The 16,622-nt window shown below is 68.9% G+C and carries 14 protein-coding genes; 6 read left to right on the plus strand and 8 right to left on the minus strand.

Going from position 1 to position 16,622, the window contains the following annotated elements; translation table 11 throughout:
- Positions 1-61: 61 nt before the first annotated feature.
- Positions 62-1,348, minus strand: a complete 1,287-nt coding sequence (locus AB0J16_RS46890; RefSeq protein ID WP_358552336.1) for a sugar ABC transporter substrate-binding protein — start codon at positions 1,346-1,348, stop codon at positions 62-64.
- A gap of 159 nt (positions 1,349-1,507) precedes the next feature.
- On the opposite strand from AB0J16_RS46890, the gene AB0J16_RS46895 reads away from it, so the two are divergent.
- The 3 genes from AB0J16_RS46895 (at position 1,508) to AB0J16_RS46905 (ending at position 4,491) form a co-directional block, all read left to right on the plus strand.
- Entirely contained in the window at positions 1,508-2,128 is a 621-nt protein-coding gene (locus AB0J16_RS46895) for a TetR/AcrR family transcriptional regulator (protein ID WP_358552338.1), read from the plus strand.
- A 185-nt stretch (positions 2,129-2,313) separates the two neighbouring features.
- Positions 2,314-3,093: a pectate lyase gene (locus AB0J16_RS46900; protein WP_358552340.1), complete on the plus strand. Its 780-nt coding sequence runs from the start codon at positions 2,314-2,316 to the stop codon at positions 3,091-3,093.
- A 273-nt stretch (positions 3,094-3,366) separates the two neighbouring features.
- Positions 3,367-4,491, plus strand: a complete 1,125-nt coding sequence (locus AB0J16_RS46905; protein WP_358552342.1) for a S8 family peptidase — start codon at positions 3,367-3,369, stop codon at positions 4,489-4,491.
- On the opposite strand, the gene AB0J16_RS46910 is transcribed toward AB0J16_RS46905, so the two are convergent.
- From AB0J16_RS46910 to AB0J16_RS46925, 4 genes are read right to left on the minus strand one after another with little or no spacing between them, the layout of a single operon-like run.
- A complete protein-coding gene (locus AB0J16_RS46910; protein ID WP_358552442.1) occupies positions 4,481-6,034 on the minus strand; it encodes a glycoside hydrolase family 43 protein in 1,554 nt (517 codons plus the stop codon). The genes AB0J16_RS46905 and AB0J16_RS46910 overlap by 11 nt on opposite strands.
- A gap of 35 nt (positions 6,035-6,069) precedes the next feature.
- Complete coding sequence (locus tag AB0J16_RS46915; RefSeq protein WP_358552344.1) at positions 6,070-6,912, minus strand: carbohydrate ABC transporter permease; 843 nt, start codon at positions 6,910-6,912, stop codon at positions 6,070-6,072.
- Complete coding sequence (locus tag AB0J16_RS46920; RefSeq protein WP_358552346.1) at positions 6,912-7,862, minus strand: sugar ABC transporter permease; 951 nt, start codon at positions 7,860-7,862, stop codon at positions 6,912-6,914. Before AB0J16_RS46920 ends, AB0J16_RS46915 begins: the two co-directional genes overlap by 1 nt.
- A 7-nt stretch (positions 7,863-7,869) precedes the next feature.
- A complete protein-coding gene (locus tag AB0J16_RS46925) occupies positions 7,870-9,144 on the minus strand; it encodes an extracellular solute-binding protein (RefSeq protein ID WP_358552348.1) in 1,275 nt (424 codons plus the stop codon).
- A 222-nt stretch (positions 9,145-9,366) separates the two neighbouring features.
- Here AB0J16_RS46925 and AB0J16_RS46930 point away from each other — a divergent pair, with 222 nt between their 5' ends.
- Positions 9,367-10,422, plus strand: coding sequence for a LacI family DNA-binding transcriptional regulator (locus AB0J16_RS46930; RefSeq protein WP_358552350.1), 1,056 nt, complete (start codon positions 9,367-9,369; stop codon positions 10,420-10,422).
- On the opposite strand, the gene AB0J16_RS46935 is transcribed toward AB0J16_RS46930, so the two are convergent.
- From AB0J16_RS46935 to AB0J16_RS46945, 3 genes are all read right to left on the minus strand, one after another.
- Positions 10,410-11,324: a CoA ester lyase gene (locus AB0J16_RS46935; protein WP_358552352.1), complete on the minus strand. Its 915-nt coding sequence runs from the start codon at positions 11,322-11,324 to the stop codon at positions 10,410-10,412. The two genes, AB0J16_RS46930 and AB0J16_RS46935, sit on opposite strands and share 13 nt — an antisense overlap.
- The gene (locus tag AB0J16_RS46940) at positions 11,314-12,561 is read right to left on the minus strand and encodes a CoA transferase (protein WP_358552354.1); all 1,248 of its coding nucleotides are present in this window, start codon (positions 12,559-12,561) and stop codon (positions 11,314-11,316) included. Before AB0J16_RS46940 ends, AB0J16_RS46935 begins: the two co-directional genes overlap by 11 nt.
- A 97-nt stretch (positions 12,562-12,658) precedes the next feature.
- Positions 12,659-13,576, minus strand: a complete 918-nt coding sequence (locus tag AB0J16_RS46945; protein ID WP_358552356.1) for a LysR substrate-binding domain-containing protein — start codon at positions 13,574-13,576, stop codon at positions 12,659-12,661.
- Between the two features lie 103 nt (positions 13,577-13,679).
- On the opposite strand from AB0J16_RS46945, the gene AB0J16_RS46950 reads away from it, so the two are divergent.
- Together AB0J16_RS46950 and AB0J16_RS46955 are read left to right on the plus strand one after the other, a co-directional pair.
- On the plus strand, positions 13,680-15,026 hold the full coding sequence (locus AB0J16_RS46950; RefSeq protein ID WP_358552358.1) for a citrate:proton symporter: 1,347 nt from the start codon (positions 13,680-13,682) through the stop codon (positions 15,024-15,026).
- Positions 15,027-15,048: 22 nt separating this feature from the next.
- On the plus strand, positions 15,049-16,578 hold the full coding sequence (locus AB0J16_RS46955) for a CocE/NonD family hydrolase (RefSeq protein ID WP_358552360.1): 1,530 nt from the start codon (positions 15,049-15,051) through the stop codon (positions 16,576-16,578).
- Positions 16,579-16,622 lie beyond the last annotated feature (44 nt).

The following is a 16,622-nucleotide window of genomic DNA, read 5'->3' on the forward strand; positions in this document are numbered from 1 at the left end:
GTCTGCGGTGGCTTGGCAGCCCGGCCCGACGAGGAGCGCGTGGTGGCAAGAGAGGCCATCTCTACGCCCCGGTTCCGATCGCCGACGCCTTTTTCTGGATCTCCTGCAAGGCCGCCTGCGGCGAGGAGACGCCCTTGGCCACCTTTTCGAACTCGGCGTCCAGTACCGCGGTGACCTGCCGCCACGTCGTGGTGGTCGGTCCGGGCTGTGCCGTCTTCAGCTGCGTACGGAACACGGCCAACGTCGCATCGGTCGCGAGCTTGCCCTCGTTCCAGGCCGACTCGACGGCGGGCAGGTCTCCGGACAGGTCATACCAGGTTTTCTGTGCGTCAGGGGCGGCCATCCACCGGATGAACTTCCAGGCGCCCTCCCGGTTCTTGGCGTCCTTGAACACCGCCCACTGTCCGCCGCCGATGTAGCTGGCGTTGGACTTCGGCCCGGAGGGGAGCGGGGTGATGCCGACCTTGTCGTCGACGAAGGACGCGCCTCCGGCGGATTTCAGCAGGCTCCCTTCCCAGGGGCCGGCGATGAGCGCGGCAGTGGACCCGGCGACGAACTGCGGCTCGATCTCGCCCAGGCTCACCGGGCCGTTCGGGCTGGTGATCTTCGAGCTGATGAAGGACCGGTAGAACTCGAGCCCCTTGAGCGCCTCCGGCGTGTCGAAGGCGAACTTGGTGCCGTCCTCGCTCATGATCTGGGCGCCGGCCTGCCACATGAACGGCACGACACCCTGCCAGGTCGCCGTGGCACCGGTGGGCAGGGACAACCCCCACTTGGCGCCTTGCTTCTGCAGGGCCTGGAGGAACGGGCCGTACTCCTCCCAGGTCTTGGGGGCGGAAACCCCGGCGGCCTTGGCCATGTCCTTGCGGTAGAACAGGGAGCGCGTTTCCACATACCAGGGGACGCCGTACTCGGCGCCCTCGAAGAGGGTGCTCTGGACGGCGCCGCGGTAGAAGGAGTCGTAGTCGACGAGCTTGGACGGGACCTTCTCCAGCCCGCCCGTGGACGCGAACGCCGCCAGGTCCACCGCCCCCACCATGGTGGCGTCCGGAGTGTCTCCTGAGGCGATGGCGGTCTGCACCTTCTTGGCGTAGTCCTGCCAGGGAACCGCTGTCACCTGCACTTTCGCGCCGGGGTTCGCCTTGCTGAACTCGGCGGCGAGCTTGGGCAGGAGTTCGCCCTCCGTTCCCATCGCCCAAACGGTGATGGCGCCGTCGGCAGGCTTGGCGTCAATCGGGGCGGCCGCCGCGGACTGCGCCGGGCCGGCGTCGGACCGGCCACAGCCGGTCAGAAGCAGTGCGACGGCCAGGCCGCCGACAAGTGACTTCGCAATGGTTGAGCTGCACATTTGTGGTCCCGGTCCTCTCCACCCGAGGGAAGCTCCACCGCTTCCTCCGCAAGTCGTGGTGTGGGTGAGCGAGACGTTATCCCAAAAACCGAACAGTTGCCATAATTTCGTTGGGCGAATTCCCCCTGCAACGGACGCACGGCCCATAGGGTTGATCGCATGACCGAAGAGACGGCGAGCCGACCCGGCACGCGGCGGGGCCCCTACGCCAAGAGCGCGCGCCGCCAGGCCGAGATCGTCGCCTCCGCGACCTCCGTCTTCTCCGCCCGCGGCTACCGAGGCGGGTCGCTGCGGGAGATCGCGAAGCAGCTGGACCTCAGCCTGACCAGCGTCGTCCATCACTTCCCCAGCAAGAGCGCGCTTCTCGTGGCCGTACTCGAGAACGCCGATTCCGCGCACGCCGACTCCTTCACCGCGGACTGCCGGGAGGAGGGTGTGGCGTACGCCGTGCTGCAGTACGTTCACCGGAACCTCGAACGCCCCGAGATGCTGAGGCTGCTCGCCCTCATGGCCGCGGAGTCGTCGGCTGCGGACCATCCGGCGCATGAGTGGTTTCGTGACAGGTACGACAGATTGATCGAGACGCTGGCGATCGCCATCCGCCGCGACCAGGACGCGGGCCGCGTTTCCAACAGCCGGGCCCCCGAGAGCATCGCCGAGTCCCTGGTGGCCCTGTGGGACGGGCTTCAACTCCAGTGGCTCATCAACCCGCAGCGGGATCTGGTCGCGGCGATGAGGTCCTCGCTGGCGGACCTCCTGGAACCACAGCGGCAGAACTGAAAGTTTCACTCCCAGCAAATGGCCTTGTCATGCTCTGGCCAGCCACGACGCCTTCTCACCGGACGCCGGAGATCGCGTTCGCGTTGACGACTGGAAAGCGCTTTCCTACATTGACGGTCATTCACTCACCTGTCTTTCGTTCACATACGTGTACGACAGGCGAAGGCATCCGCAGGGAGGCAATCGTGAGAAAGACGATCCCGGCCCGGATAGCGGCGATAGTGGCCGCCGCACTGGCCTTGGCCGGCGGCATCGCCAGCGGGCCGTCGGCATCCGCCGCGGCCTGGCCGACGCCGAGCGGCCAGCAGGCCGTCGGTGCGACGATCAACGTGTCCGGCACGGTCGACGGCAAGATGATCCGCTACTACGGCACCGGGGACCTGGGCAGCGGTGGACAGGACGAGGGCCAGAGCCCGATCTTCAAGCTCGCCAACGGCGCGGTGCTGAAGAACGTCATCCTCGGCTCCCCCGCGGCCGACGGCATCCACTGCACGGGCACCTGCACCCTCCAGAACGTCTGGTGGGAGGACGTCGGCGAGGACGCCGCCACCTTCAAGGGCACCTCGTCGTCCCAGACGATGACGATCGACGGCGGCGGCGCCAAGGCGGCCAGCGACAAGGTCTTCCAGCACAACGGCCCCGGCACCATGTACATCAGGAACTTCCAGGTGACGAACTTCGGCAAGCTCTACCGCTCCTGCGGAAACTGCTCCAAGCAGTACGCGCGCCATGTCGTCATCTCCAACGTCACCGCCACGTACTCGGGCAAGACGCTGGCCGGCATCAACACCAACTACGGCGACACCGCCAGGTTCTCCGGCATCACGATCGTCGGCGACTCCGGCAAGAAGATCGTGATCTGCGAGAAGTACAAGGGCGTGACCAGCGGCGAACCCACCAAGATCGGCAGCGGCGCCGACGGCGTCAACTGCGTCTACTCCAGCTCGGACATCACTTACCGGTAGGCGAAGATCGATCGTGACCGCCGGCGCCGGAGCCGGTCGGACCTTCATCTGACGACCGAACCTGAGCGCGGTCCCCGCTGAGACGGGAGACCGCGCTCAGCACCAGCCCAATCCCCCGTAAAACGCCCCACCGATAAATCACTTTTCACTCCGCGTACTCAAGCGAGCGAATCGCTATATGCGCGACTGGAGAAATGGCACTAAGGAGATCATCGCCCATGCACTCGAAAGGGCACCTTGGTGAGAAAGTATCTAGCATCGGGCATATCAGGCATGCTCCTGGCCCTCGCGCCGGCGGTCGCCTTCCAGCCGGCGCGGGCCACCGACGGCGAAGCCATCGGAGCCACTCTCCCCTCGTCCGCCAACTACATCGTGACACTGAAAGAAGGCGCCGAAATACCGGCGTATATCTCGCCGAATCATATCTATCACCACGCCGTCAACGGCTTCTCCGCCACGTTGACCCCGGAAGAGATCGCCCTGCTCCGCGGCAACCCGGACGTCATAGCGATCGAGGCGGACAAGCCCGTCAAGCTGGACCCCGCGCCGAGCACCGAGGCCGAACTCCCTTGGTACCAGCAGTTCAGCCCACCGTGGAACCTCGACCGCATCGACCAGCGATTTGGCTTGAATAATCGGTACATATTCCGATACACCGGCGCGTCGGTTCGCGCCTATGTGATCGACACCGGTATCCAGACCGACCAGGGCGAGTTCGGCGACCGCGCCATCAACGTGTTCGACGCTTTCGGCGGCGACGGAGTCGACTGCCAGGGCCACGGCACGCACGTGTCCGGCACGGTGGGCAGCCAGTCCTGGGGGGTGGCGAAGCTGGTGCGACTGCGCGGGGTCAAGGTGTTCCCCGAGTGCAGCGGTGACACGTCGACCTCAGCGATCATCGCCGGCATCGACTGGGTGACCGCCCACGCCATCCACCCGGCCGTGGCCAATCTTTCGCTGGGCGGCCCCCAGTCCGTGGCGCTCAACACGGCGGTGACCACCCTGGCCGACTCCGGCGTCTTCGTCTCGGTCGCCGCCGGCAACGAGAACGTCGACGCGTGCACCAGATCACCGGCGAGCGCCCCGAACACGCTGACCGTGGCCGCCTCGGACATCAACGACACCAAGGCCTGGTTCAGCAACTTCGGACCCTGCGTCGACCTCTACGCACCAGGGGTGGGCATCCCGTCCGTCCCGCTGGCCGGGATCTACCCGAGCGTTCTGAGCGGCACGTCGATGGCGGCCCCCACGGTGGCCGGGGTGGCCGCCCTCATCAAGGACCGGTACGGCGAGATGTCGTCCAGCGTGGTCAACGCCTTGATCATCCAGTGGGCCACCCAGCTCGCGGTCAATGGCAACCCGCTCTCCACGCCGAACCGGCTGCTGTTCAAGCCTTGATGCGATCGCCGGCCTGGTAGTCGAACCAGTCGAAGCTCGCGCTGCCGTCCGTGACGTACATGCCGATGACCCGCCCCGTGAAGCCGGTCGCCACCTCCGTGGACAGGTAGCGGCCGTCCAGTTCGGCCAGGAGAACGCCGCCGGCGGAGAAGGCGATGGTGTCCGGGCCGCGGGCGCCGACGCCAACCGGCTCGCCGACGCCCGCGTCCACCGAAGCGGACGCAGGCGCGGACACGGATGCAGACGCGGACGCGGTCACGGACGGTGGCAGGAGGTCGCGCGTACGGAAGGAGATGGCGAGGGTGACCGGCCCCGGAGGTACGGGCTGGTCCGCCACGCACTGGCGCACCGGCCCGATCCGCGCGATCAGGCGCGCCCGCCCCTCGCCTACCTCCAGGTCGTAGTGGTGGGCCTCGTCCAGGCGCACGGACAGCCCGGCCGTGGCCGACCCCGGCTCCAGGAGGGCGGCGACGCGGCAGTCATGGTGCTGCTGGCGGCGGCCGACGAAGGTGCATCCCGGGCGGTCCGTCGTGGTGCCGGTGGCGTGCAGGGTGAGCCGGCCGGGGCGCTCGGTCAGCGACCAGGAACCGTCCGGGCGGCTGCGCGGTGAGATCCAGTACGGCGCCAGCGCGTCGGCGTCGAAGTCGTCGCGCGGCGGCGTTTCAGGCAGGGGATGCCAGGCGGCGGGCGCCGGATGGCGTTCGAGGACCGGGCCGACGACGGGCCAGCCGTCCACCCATTCCACCGGGGTGAGGAACGTCTCTCGGCCGAGGACCTGGAACTCCGGCGTGTAGCCGCGCGGGCGGGTGCCGAGCAGGACCATCCACCAGCTGCCGTCGGCCGCCTCCACCAGGTCGGCGTGGCCGGTGCTCTGGATCGGCCGGTCGGTGCCGCGGTGCGACAGGATCGGGTTGGCCGGGCCCGCCTCGAACGGGCCGCGCGGCGAGCGGGCGCGGGCGATCGAGACGCTGTGGCCGCGCTCGGTGCCGCCCTCGGACATCAGCAGGTACCACCAGTCGCCCACCTGGTAGAGGTGCGGCCCTTCCGGATATTTCATGCCGACGCCTGACCAGGCGTGATACGGGCCCTCCAGCACCTTGCCCGCCACCGGGTCGATGCGCGCGATCTGCGTGCCGGAGAAGGCGCACCAGCAGGAGCCGTCCTCGTCCCAGGCCAGGTCGGGGTCGATGCCCGGCAGGTCGATCCAGACGGGGTCCGACCACGGGCCTTCGGGGCGCTCGGCGGTGACGATGAAGTTGCCCCGGCCGCTCACGTTCGTCGTGATCAGGTAGAACCGGCCGTCGTGGTGGCGGATCGTCGGCGCGTAGATCCCGCCCGAGGCGGGCACCTCCGGGGGCAGCTCCAGCTGTGACGGCCGGTCGAGCACGTTGCCCACCTGCCGCCAGTGCACCAGGTCGCGGCTGTGGAAGATCGGGACGCCGGGGACGTACTCGAAGCTGGAACAGACGAGGTAGTAGTCCTCGCCGACCCGGCACACGCTGGGATCCGGATGGAACCCGCCGATCACCGGGTTGTCGTACATCCGCACGTTGAGCGGTTCCTTTCAAAGAGAAGAGATCAGCCCTTGAAGGCGCCGTCCATGATCCCGGCCACCATGCGCCGGCCCACGAAGACGAACAGCACCAGCAGCGGGACGGTGGCCAGGAACGAGCCCGACATGGCGAGGCCCAGGTCGATGGAGTAACTGTTCTGCAGTGCCTTGATGGCGATCTGCGCGGTGTACATCTCCGGTGACTTCAGCACGATGAACGGCCACAGGAAATCGTTCCAGGCGGTGACGAAGCCGAGCAGGCCGAGCACGAACGCGGCCGGCCGCACCAGCGGGAACGCGATGCGCCAGAAGATCTGCCAGGTGGTGGCGCCGTCGATGCGCGCGGCCTGGAGGATCTCGTCGCTGATCGTGGTGGACAGATGCTGGCGCATCCAGAAGATCCCGAACGCGCTGGCCAGGCCGGGCACGATGAGCGCCTGGAGCGTGTCCACCCAGTTCAGCGAAGAGATGATCATGTACTGCGGGATGACGGCGAGCTGTGTCGGTACCGTCATGGTGAGCACGACGATCAGGAACAGCACGTTGCGGCCGGGGAAGCGCAGCTTGGCGAAGGCGAACCCGGCCAGCGAGCACAGCACGGCATGCCCGACCGCGATCGTACCGGCCACGATGAGGCTGTTGACGATCGAGCGGACGAACGGCACCGTCGTGAACACCAGCCCGGCCAGATGGAAGAAGTTGCCGCCGGGCGCGATCTCGGGCGGCAGCCGCGTGGCGGTCGCCGTGTCGGTCGTGGCCACCACGAACATCCAGTACAGCGGGAACAGGCAGGCGAACACGGCCAGTCCCAGCAGGAGGTAGGTCCACCAGCGGACGCGCTCACCCGAGCGCCGAATCGTCTTGGTCATCATCGCTCCGGACGGATGCGGGTGGACAGAACGTAGTTGACCGTCGCGAGCCCGACCACCAGCACGAACAGCGCCACGCCGATGGCCGCGCCGTAGCCGAACTGGAACTGGCCGAAGCCCTGCTCGTACAGGAACAGCGTCAGCGTCTGGCATTGCCGGACCGGCCCGCAGGTGAGCGGCGAGAGGCGGGAGACGAGCAGCGGCTCGGTGAAGATCTGCAGGCCGCCGATCGTCGAGGTCACGATCGTGAACACGATGACCGGCCGCAGCGACGGGATCGAGATGTGGCGGAACTGCTTCCACCCGCCCGCGCCGTCCACGGCCGCCGCCTCGTAGATCGCCCGCGGGATCGCTTGCAGGGAGGCCAGGTAGAGCAGCGTGGTGTAGCCGAACCAGCGCCAGGTCACCATGACCGCGATCAGCACGTGGCTGCCCAGCACCGACTGCTTGAAGTCGATCGGCTCCACACCGGCGAACCCGAGCAGCCAATTGAGCAGACCGTAGTCACGGTCGAACATCTGGGAGAAGACGATCGTGGTGGCGGCCACCGAGGTGATGTACGGCACCAGCATCGACATCCGGAAGAACACCGCCAGCCGGAGCCGGGCGTGGTTGAGCAGGTGCGCCAGGCCCAGCGCCAGCAGCAACTGCGGCACAGTGGACAGCAGCCAGATGCTGATCGTGTTCCAGGCCGCGTCCCAGAACCGCGTGTCGGCGAACAGGCGGGTGAAGTTGTCCAAGCCGATGAAGACGTGCTCGCCGATGGGGTTCCAGTCGAACAACGCCACGTAGAAGGTGAAGAGCAGCGGCACCAGCCCGAACACCGCGAAGATCAGGAAGAACGGCGCGATGTAGGCGTACGGCGCGATGCGTTCGGTGATGCTCTGCCGCACCGAGGTCGTCCCGGCGGGCGCCGCTTGCGCCCGCCGGGGGCTGAGGGTCGTCGTCACGCTCGTCCTACTTGCCGATGGCGGTCTTGATGTTGGCCAGCGCCGCGTCCCACGCCTTGGCCGGATCGCCCTTGCCCTGCTCGACGTTGGTGATCGCGTTCAGGAGCTCCTGGCCGATGGCGGAGCTGTCCGGCCCGATGTAGAAGGGCTTGAGCCCGAGCAGCGAGTTGGTGTAGATCGTCCCGGTCGGGGCGTCGGAGAAGAACGGGTCCTTCAGGGCGGTGAGCTTGGGGTCCTTGTAGACCGAGGGGGTGGTGGGCAGCGCGCCGGTGACGACGAAGTGCGCCAGCTGGCCCTGCGGGGACTGGGTCTTGGAGATGTAGTCCCAGGCGGCCTTGGGGTTCTTGGCGCCCTTGGGGATGGCCAGGTAGCTGCCGCCCCAGTTGCCCGCGCCTCCGGGGATAGTGGCGATGTCCCACTTGCCCTTCGTACCGGGCGCGTTGTTCCGGATCTGTTCCAGCAACCAGGACGGCGCGGAGATCACCGCGAACTGGTCCTTGCCAATGCCGGCGCTCCATCCATCGGAGAAGGAGCTCTGCTTGGCGGTGATGCCCGCCTGCACCGCCTTGAGAGCCAGGTCGAAAGCCGTCTTGACCTGCGGGCTGGTGCTGTAGACGACGTTGCCCGACGGGTCGTAGTACTTCTGCGGCCCCTGGTTGACCGCCTGGTGGAACACGCTGGTCCCGGCGTTGTCGACGAACGCCTTCTTGGTCGCCGCGGTGTACTTCTTGCCGGTCTCGATGAAGGCGTCCCAGGTGGGCCAGAGCTTGCCCACCTCCTCACGGTCGGTCGGCAGCCCTGCGGCCTTGAACAGGTCCGTCCGGTAGGCGACGGCCATACCGCCCACGTCCGTCGGGATGCCGATGATCTCGCCGCCCTTGGCGGTGCTCTGGCTCATCACCCAGTCCAGATAGTCGCCCTTGATCTTGTCGGCGCCCAGTTGCCGCAGGTCATAGAAGTTCTGCGGCTGCTGCACGAACTTGGGCAGATCATCGCCCTGGATCAGCACCAAGTCGGGCACCTTGCCGCCGGCCAGCGCCGTGGTCAGCGCCTGCGCCGTCTCCACCGAGCCGCCCACTTCGGTCAGCTTCACCTGGATGCCCGGGTTCTGTTTCTGGTAGACCTCGACGTCGGCTTTCTGGTTGATCCCGGAGAACGACCAGAACTCGAACGACTTGCCGTCACCCGTCGGTTGCGACGGAGAACCGCCGCCACCACAGGCGGCCGCGGTCAGGGCGAGGGCCATGGCGAGCACGGCCGATGTTGCGATACGGAGCTTCATGGCGATCTCTTCCCCTGGGGGTCGGTGCTGAAGAGTTGGTACGGACTGACGGCGGCGCGCCCATGGGAGTGGAGTTCGTCGCTGCGCCTAAAATTTTCGTAACTTGGGCCGATCGTTAATCGGGGACTTTAGGCACTTCACGCGAAACCCGTCAATAATCTGGTCGCAAGATTGCCGAAACAGTCGGACAGGAGCCTGAAAGCGTGGCGTTAGACTGCGCCCATGACCGCGACCCAGGAGCCGCCCGCATCCGGCCCCGCAGCTGGCACCGCGCCCAACCAGCCGCTGACCATCGCACAGCTCGCCGAGCTGGCCGGAGTGTCCACGGCCACGGTCTCCAAAGTGGTGAACGGCCGTTCCGAGGTCGCGCCCGAGACCCGGGCCCTGGTCGAGGGACTCATCCGCGAGCACGGCTACCGGCGGCAGCGGCGGCGCGACAGCCCCGCCGCCCTGGTGGAGCTGGTCTTCCACGCGCTGGAGGGCGACTACCCGATAGAGATCATCAAGGGCGTCGAGCGGGTGGCGCAGGAGCACGACCTGGCCCTGGTGCTCTCCCAGCTGCGGCACCACCACGTACCGGGCCGGAGCTGGATCGAGGGCGTGATGAGACGCCGACCGTCCGGTGTCATCGCGGTGTTCAGCAGCCTGACCGACACCCAGTGCCACCAGCTGGCCAGCCGTGACATCCCGCTGGTGCTGCTGGATCCGAGCGGCGAGCCCGGCCACCAGGTGCCCTCGGTGGGCGCCGGCAACTGGAACGGCGGCCTTTCGGCGACCCGCCACCTGCTGCAGCTCGGCCACCGGCGGATCGGCATCATCACCGGCCCCGACTACGCGCTGTCCAGCCGGGCCCGCCTCGACGGCTACCGCGCGGCGCTGGACATGGCCGGCGTGCCCGTCGACCCGGACCTGATCTGCGCGGGCGACTTCCTGATCGAGGGCGGCCTGGCCATGGCCCATCGGCTGCTGCGGCTGCCCGATCCGCCCACCGCGATCTTCGCCTGCAACGACGGGCAGGCCACGGGCGTCTACGGGGCGGCCTACGAGCGGGGGCTACGCATCCCCGACGACCTGAGCGTGATCGGCTTCGACGACCTGCCGCCGATGCGGTGGGCCATCCCGCCGCTGACCACGATCCGCCAGCCGCTCACCGAGATGGCCGCCGCGGCCACCAGGATGCTGGTGGCGCTCACGCACGGCGAGCCGGTGCCGCAGAACCGGATCGAGCTCGCCACCGAACTCGTGGTGCGAGGGAGCACCGCCCCCTACAGTCGCTGAGAAGTTCCGAAAGTTTCTGGATTCTTTCCGTATGTATCAAGGACAACTCGCGCCCGGATGGCCATGGCCTCGTCCACCATTTCCCCCTCGAAGGTGATCGCCCCGGCGCCGTGTCCCTGTGCCTCCTCCACGGCGGCGATCATCCGCGCGTAGCGGGCGAGCTCCTCCGGGGTGGGCGAGAAGACCTCGTTGATCACGGGGACGTGGGCGGGGTGGATCGCCATCATGCCCTCGTACCCCAGGGAGCGGTTCTGCTCGGCGAAGGCCCGCAGTCCGTCGAGGTCGGCGATGTTCGTCCAGAGGCCCGCGATCGGGCAGGGCGCGCCCGCCGCCCGCACGTCCAGCAGGACACGGGCGCGCAGCGCCAGCGTCTCGGTGCCCTCAGGGCTCCAGCGGTAGCCGACCGCCCGCTCGACGTCGCCCCCCTTGCCGGTGACCGCGCCCAGGTAGGCGACGCGGGGCGCGGCCCGGCCGATGTCGTACGCCGTACGCAGCGCGGCGGCGCTCTCCAGCAGCGGCACGAGGGCGATGTGGCCCTCGGGCAGGCCGTGTTCGCGCTCGCACCAGCTCAGCAGCCGGTCGGCCAGGCGTACGTCCCCTTCGTCGGCGACCTTGGGCAGGACCACCCCGGCCAGGCGGGCGTGCGTGATGGCGCGCAGGTCCTCGGCGGACGCCCAGCCGTCGAGGGGATTGATCCGGACGAAGAGCGCCATGTCACCCGTCGCGCCGGCGACGGCCTCGGCCACGCGCGCGCGAGCGGCGGCCTTGCCGGCCTGCGGGACGGCGTCCTCCAGGTCGAGGATGGCCGCGTCGGCTCCGGCGGCCGCCGCCTTGGCCAGCCATTCGGTACGGGTGCCGGGGACGAAGAGCAGGCAGCGCAGCGGTGGCCGGTCAGATGACACCGCGCTTCTCCAGATCCGCGAGCTGGTCGGCGCCGAGCCCGAGCCATTGCCGGTAGACGAGGGCGTTGTCCTGCCCGAGCGCGGGTCCGGTTCGCCAGACGTGTCCGGGTTTCTGGTGGAAGTGCGGGAGGGCGGCCTGCATGCGGACCGGCCCGAGGTCGGGGTCGTCGACGGTGATGATGTCGCCGCGTTCGGCGTACACGGGATCACCGGCGATGTCCTCGGCGGTGAAGACGCGAGAGGCGACCACCTCGGCCTCCGCGAACGCCTCCAGGCACTCGGCGGTCCCGCGCGCGGCCACCCATTCGCGCAGTCCCTGGTCCAGCCGTTCCCGGCCGGCGAGTTGCCGCTGCGTCGTGTCGTACTCCTCCTCGGGCAGACCCAGGAGACGGACGACGTTCAGGACCGAGCGGAGGGTCGCGGAGGTCACGGTGATCCAGTCGCCGTCTCCGGACAGGTAGGTGTTGATGACCGCGGCCGGTGCGACGGCCAGCTGGTTACCGGACCTGCCGGGTACGACACCGAGCTGGTCATGCGTGATGACCTGCCACTCGACCAGCCGGAACAGCGGCTCGAACAGGGCCAGGTCGATCCACTCGCCGTCGAAGGCGGGGTCGTTGGCCCGCCGGTGCAGGGCGGCGAGCACGGCGTACGCGCCCATCAGCCCGGTCACGGCGTCGCCGTGGGAGAACCCGGTGTGCACGGGCGGCCCGTCGGGGAAGCCGGTCAGGTGCACCACCCCGCTCCTGGCCTCGCCGACCTTGCCGAAGCCCGGCGCGTCGGCCCGCGAGGACGTCGCGCCGAACCCGGAGATCTGCAGCAGGACGGCCTTGGGGTTGATCCGGTGCACGGCCTCCCAGTCCAGCTCCCAGGCCCGCAGCCGGCCGGGGCGCAGCGTGACGATCACCACGTCGGCCCAGGCCACGAGCCGGTGCGCCACCTGCCGGCCGTCGGGGTCGTGCAGGTCCAGGGTGACGGAGCGCTTGTTCCGGCCGGCGACCTTGAACCACAGCGGTACGCCATCGCGCGTGGGGCCCATGGCGCGGGCGGCGTCACCGACACCGGGGGGTTCGACGTGGATCACGTCGGCGCCCTGGTCGGCGAGCATGGACCCGGCCAGCGGCCCGGCGACCACATGGGCGAACTCCACCACTTTCAGACCACACAACTGCCCCTGGCCATGCTGCTGTTCGGTCGCCTGTCCGCTCGCCTGTTCCGTCGCCTGTTCGGTCGCCACGCATGAGCTCCTTCGCACTGTCCGGTGCTGCCATCCTGCCCAAGGCGAGAAATGCGGGTCCAGCACAAGAAGCCGATAAATTCATGCTATTTACGCATTAACCCATCCAGGAGACGCCCGGCGGCAGCTCCGTACGGAACTCTTCGAGCACGTCCAGGAACGCGGCCGCCGCGAGCGGCAGGGTTCGCCGCGCCCGGACCACGACATCCAGCCGCCGCTCCACCACGGGGCCGGTCAACCGGCGGTGCACGACGTGCCCCGGACCCAGGAGGGGCAGCACCAGAGCGGGCATCGCCGACACCCCGAGGCCGGCGGCGACCAGGCCGCCCACCGTCGCCACGTTGCTCGCCTCCGCCGCGGGCGTCACCGCGGCGCCCGCCTGGGCGAACGCCGCGTCGGTGAGCCTGCGCACACTGGACTGCGGCCCGACGGCCAAGAACGGCTCGGCGGCCAGCTCCTCCCAGGTGACCTCGTCACCCTCGGCGAGCGGGTGCCCCTCGGGCAGTACGGCGTGGAACTGGTCGCGGATCAGCGGACGATGCTCGAGCCGATCCGGCGACGCGCCCACCGTGGTGATCGCGAAGTCGGCGTCACCCGACAGCACCCTGCCGAGCACGGCCCGTTCGAGCCCGTCCATGATGCGCACCGCCACCTGCGGCCGCTGCCGCCGGAAGGCGGAGATCATGCGCGGCAGCAGCACCGCCGCGACCGAGGGCAGCGTGGCCACGGCCACCACGCCCGACTCGCCGAGCAGGTAGCGCCGCAGCTCCTTCATTCCCGACTCGTGGGCGCCGACGATCTGCTCGGCCACCCGCAGGGTCTCCAGGCCGGCCGCGGTGAGCTGGACGTTGCGGGTGTCGCGCTCCAGCAGACGGGCGTCGAGCACCCGCTCCAGGTCGGCGACCGCGCGGCTCAACGTCGACTGCGAGACGTGCAGGTGCGCGGCCGCGGCGGTGAAGCTCGCCGCCCGGGCCACGGCGACATAGGCGGCGAGTTGCCGGAGAGTAGCGTCCATGAGGCCAACCTATGCACATACCGCATGGATAAATCCACTTTTGATGGTGGACGTGAAAGGTCAGCGCTCGGAAACTTCTCCGTAACCCTCCGAAAGGACCTCGATGATCGCGCTCCTCGGCTTTCTCACCATCGGCCTGTTCCTGGTGCTCACCATGACCAGGCGCGTGTCGGTCCTCACCGCGTTGGTGCTGGTCCCGGTGTTGACGGCACTCGCCGGCGGTTTCGGCGCCGAGATGGGCCCGATGATCCTCGCCGGGCTGGGCAAGGTGGCGCCCACCGGCATCATGATCGCTTTCGCGGTCCTGTACTTCAGCTTGATGATCGACACGGGGCTGTTCGACCCGCTGATCCGCGGCATCCTGCGCCTGGCCAAGGACGACCCGCTGCGGATCGCCGTCGGCACGGCCGTGATCACGATGTGCGTGGCGCTGGACGGCGACGGCGCCTCGACCTTCCTCATCACCGTCTCCGCTCTGCTGCCCGTCTACAAACGGCTGCGGATGAGCCCGCTGGTGCTCACCGGCGTCGTCTGCCTGGGCGCGGGCGTGATGAACATGATCCCCTGGGGCGGACCCACCGCGCGGGCGATGGCGGTGCTGAAGCTGGACAGCTCGCAGGTGTTCACCCCGGTTCTGCCCGCGATGGTCATCGGCATCGTCTGGGTGCTGGTGGCGTCGTACCTGATCGGCCTGCGCGAACGCCGTCGCCTCGGCACGGTCTCCCTGCCCGAGCCCGCACCGGAACCCTCGCGGGAGTCCTCGTCGGAGCGCGCGGCAGAGTTCGTCGCCGGAGACGGGCCGGGGACGCCCCTCGCCCCGCCGCGCCGGCACCCTGCCCTGACCCTCTTCAACCTGGCGCTGACCGTCGCGCTGCTCGTCGGGCTCATCCTTCAGGTCATGCCGCTTCCGGTGCTGTTCGTGGTCGGGTTCGCCATCGCCGCGCTGGTCAACCACCCCTCCTGGGAGAAGCAGCAGGAACTGCTCGACAAGCACGCCAAGAGCGTCGTCCTGGTCACCACGATGATCTTCGCCGCTGGGGTCTTCACCGGAATCCTCACCGGGACCAAGATGATCAACGAGATGGCGACCGCGTTCGTCAACATCATCCCCGACTCCTTCGGCGGCCACCTGCCGGTGCTGGTCGCGATCACCGGCATGCCGCTCAGCCTGGTCTTCACCCCCGACGCCTACTACTTCGGCGTGCTGCCCGTGCTGGCCCAGACCGCCGGCGGCTTCGGGATCGAGTCCGCCGAGGTCGCCAGGGCCGCCATCCTCGGCCAGATGACCACCGGCTTCCCGCTCAGCCCGCTCACCGCCGCGACGTTCATCCTCGTCGGCATGAGCGGCGTACAACTCGGCCAGCACCAGCGCTTCATCTTCGGCTGGGCGTTCGCCACCACCCTGGTCATGACCGTGGCCGCGCTCCTGACCGGCGCCATCTCCCTCTGACCGCGCGAGGAGCACCCCCCTCATGAAGTACGGCAGAATCGCCGCCGCCCTGTCCACCCTGTCCGCCCTTTTGGCAGCGCCCACCCCCGCACACGCCGACACTGTGCTGCCCCCGGATCGCTTCTTCTCCTACGATCGGGCCGCCGCGTACGGCGTGCAGACCGAGCGGGTCTCGGTGCCCCTGCGCGACGGCAGCCACCTGGCCTGCGACCTGCACCGGCCCGCCGGCCCCGACGGCAAGCCCGCCGACGGCCGCTTCCCCGGCATCGTCTACGACTACAACGCCTACGACCAACTGCAGCCACAGGGTCAGGCGGCGGCCTTCTTCGTCACCCGCGGCTATGCCGCCGCCGTGTGCAACGCCCGCGGCACGGGCGCCTCACCCGGGCGCCTCGACCCGTTCAGCGCGCAGGAACAACGCGACAACTACGACCTCATCGAGTGGCTGGCGGCCCAGCCCTGGTCCACCGGCAAGATCGGGCAGACCGGCGTCAGCTACGGCGGCCACTCCTCCCTCCTGGTCGCGGTGAACAAGCCGCCCCACCTGGCCGCGATCATCCCCGTCGACGGAATCAGCGACTGGTACGAGAACACCATCTACCGGGGCGGCATCTACTCGGCCAGGATCCGGGACTGGCAGCGCGCCGTCGCGCCCGACACTCTGGTGACCTACGCCGAGCACCCGCTCTATGACGACTACTGGCGAGAGCGCAGCGTCAAGGCCCGCTGGAAGAATCTGGACGTCCCGGTCCTGGAGATCGCCGGCTGGTACGACCGATACCGGGCTGCCATGGTGGCGAACTTCCAGGCCCGCCCGAAGAACGCCTGGCTGATCGCCGGCCCCTGGCAGCACGGCTGGCCGTCAGGCCAGCCCGCCGACATCGGCAACGGCGCCTATCTCGCCTGGTGGGACCACTGGCTGGCCGGCCGCGCCGACGCGCCGCTGCCCGCCGCCAAGGTGACCTCCTATCAGGTGCCGGGCACCGGCTGGCAGCAGTTCGCCACCTGGCCCCCTCCCGGCACCCGGCAGACCCGGCTCGGCCTGAGCGCCGACGGCGCTCTGACGACCGGATCGACCAAGCCGGCCACCCTCGCCTTCACCGTCAACACCGAGACGACCCCCGCGACGCCGGACGAGCGGCTCACCTTCCAGACGCGGCCCTATCAGCAGGACACCGTCCTGGCCGGCGACGTGGCCGCGAAGGTGCGCGCCGCCTTCAGCGCCACCGACGGCAACATCGCGGTCGTGGTCGAGGACGTCGCCCCCGACGGTACGGCCGTCCGCGTCACCCAGGGCTGGCTGAAGGCGAGCCACCGGTTCGGACACGAACGCGCCGTCCCTGTCCGGCCGGGCAAGACGTATGACCTGGAGATCCGCACCTGGCCGACGCACTACCGGTTGAGCGCCGGCCACAGCCTCCGCGTGACGGTGTCCAGCGACGATTATCCCGAGATCGACTCCGACGCTCCGGCGGGCCGGGTCCACCTGCGCGTGGGCTCCGGCGGCACCGAAATCCGGCTCGGCACGCTCTCGGGGAAGGACGTCCAATGACCCGTCTCAGGACAGGGGACGCCCGCTTGACCCGCCTCAGGACG

The organism is Nonomuraea sp. NPDC049750, from assembly GCF_040659625.1.
In the GTDB taxonomy this organism is placed as follows: Bacteria; Actinomycetota; Actinomycetes; order Streptosporangiales; family Streptosporangiaceae; genus Nonomuraea.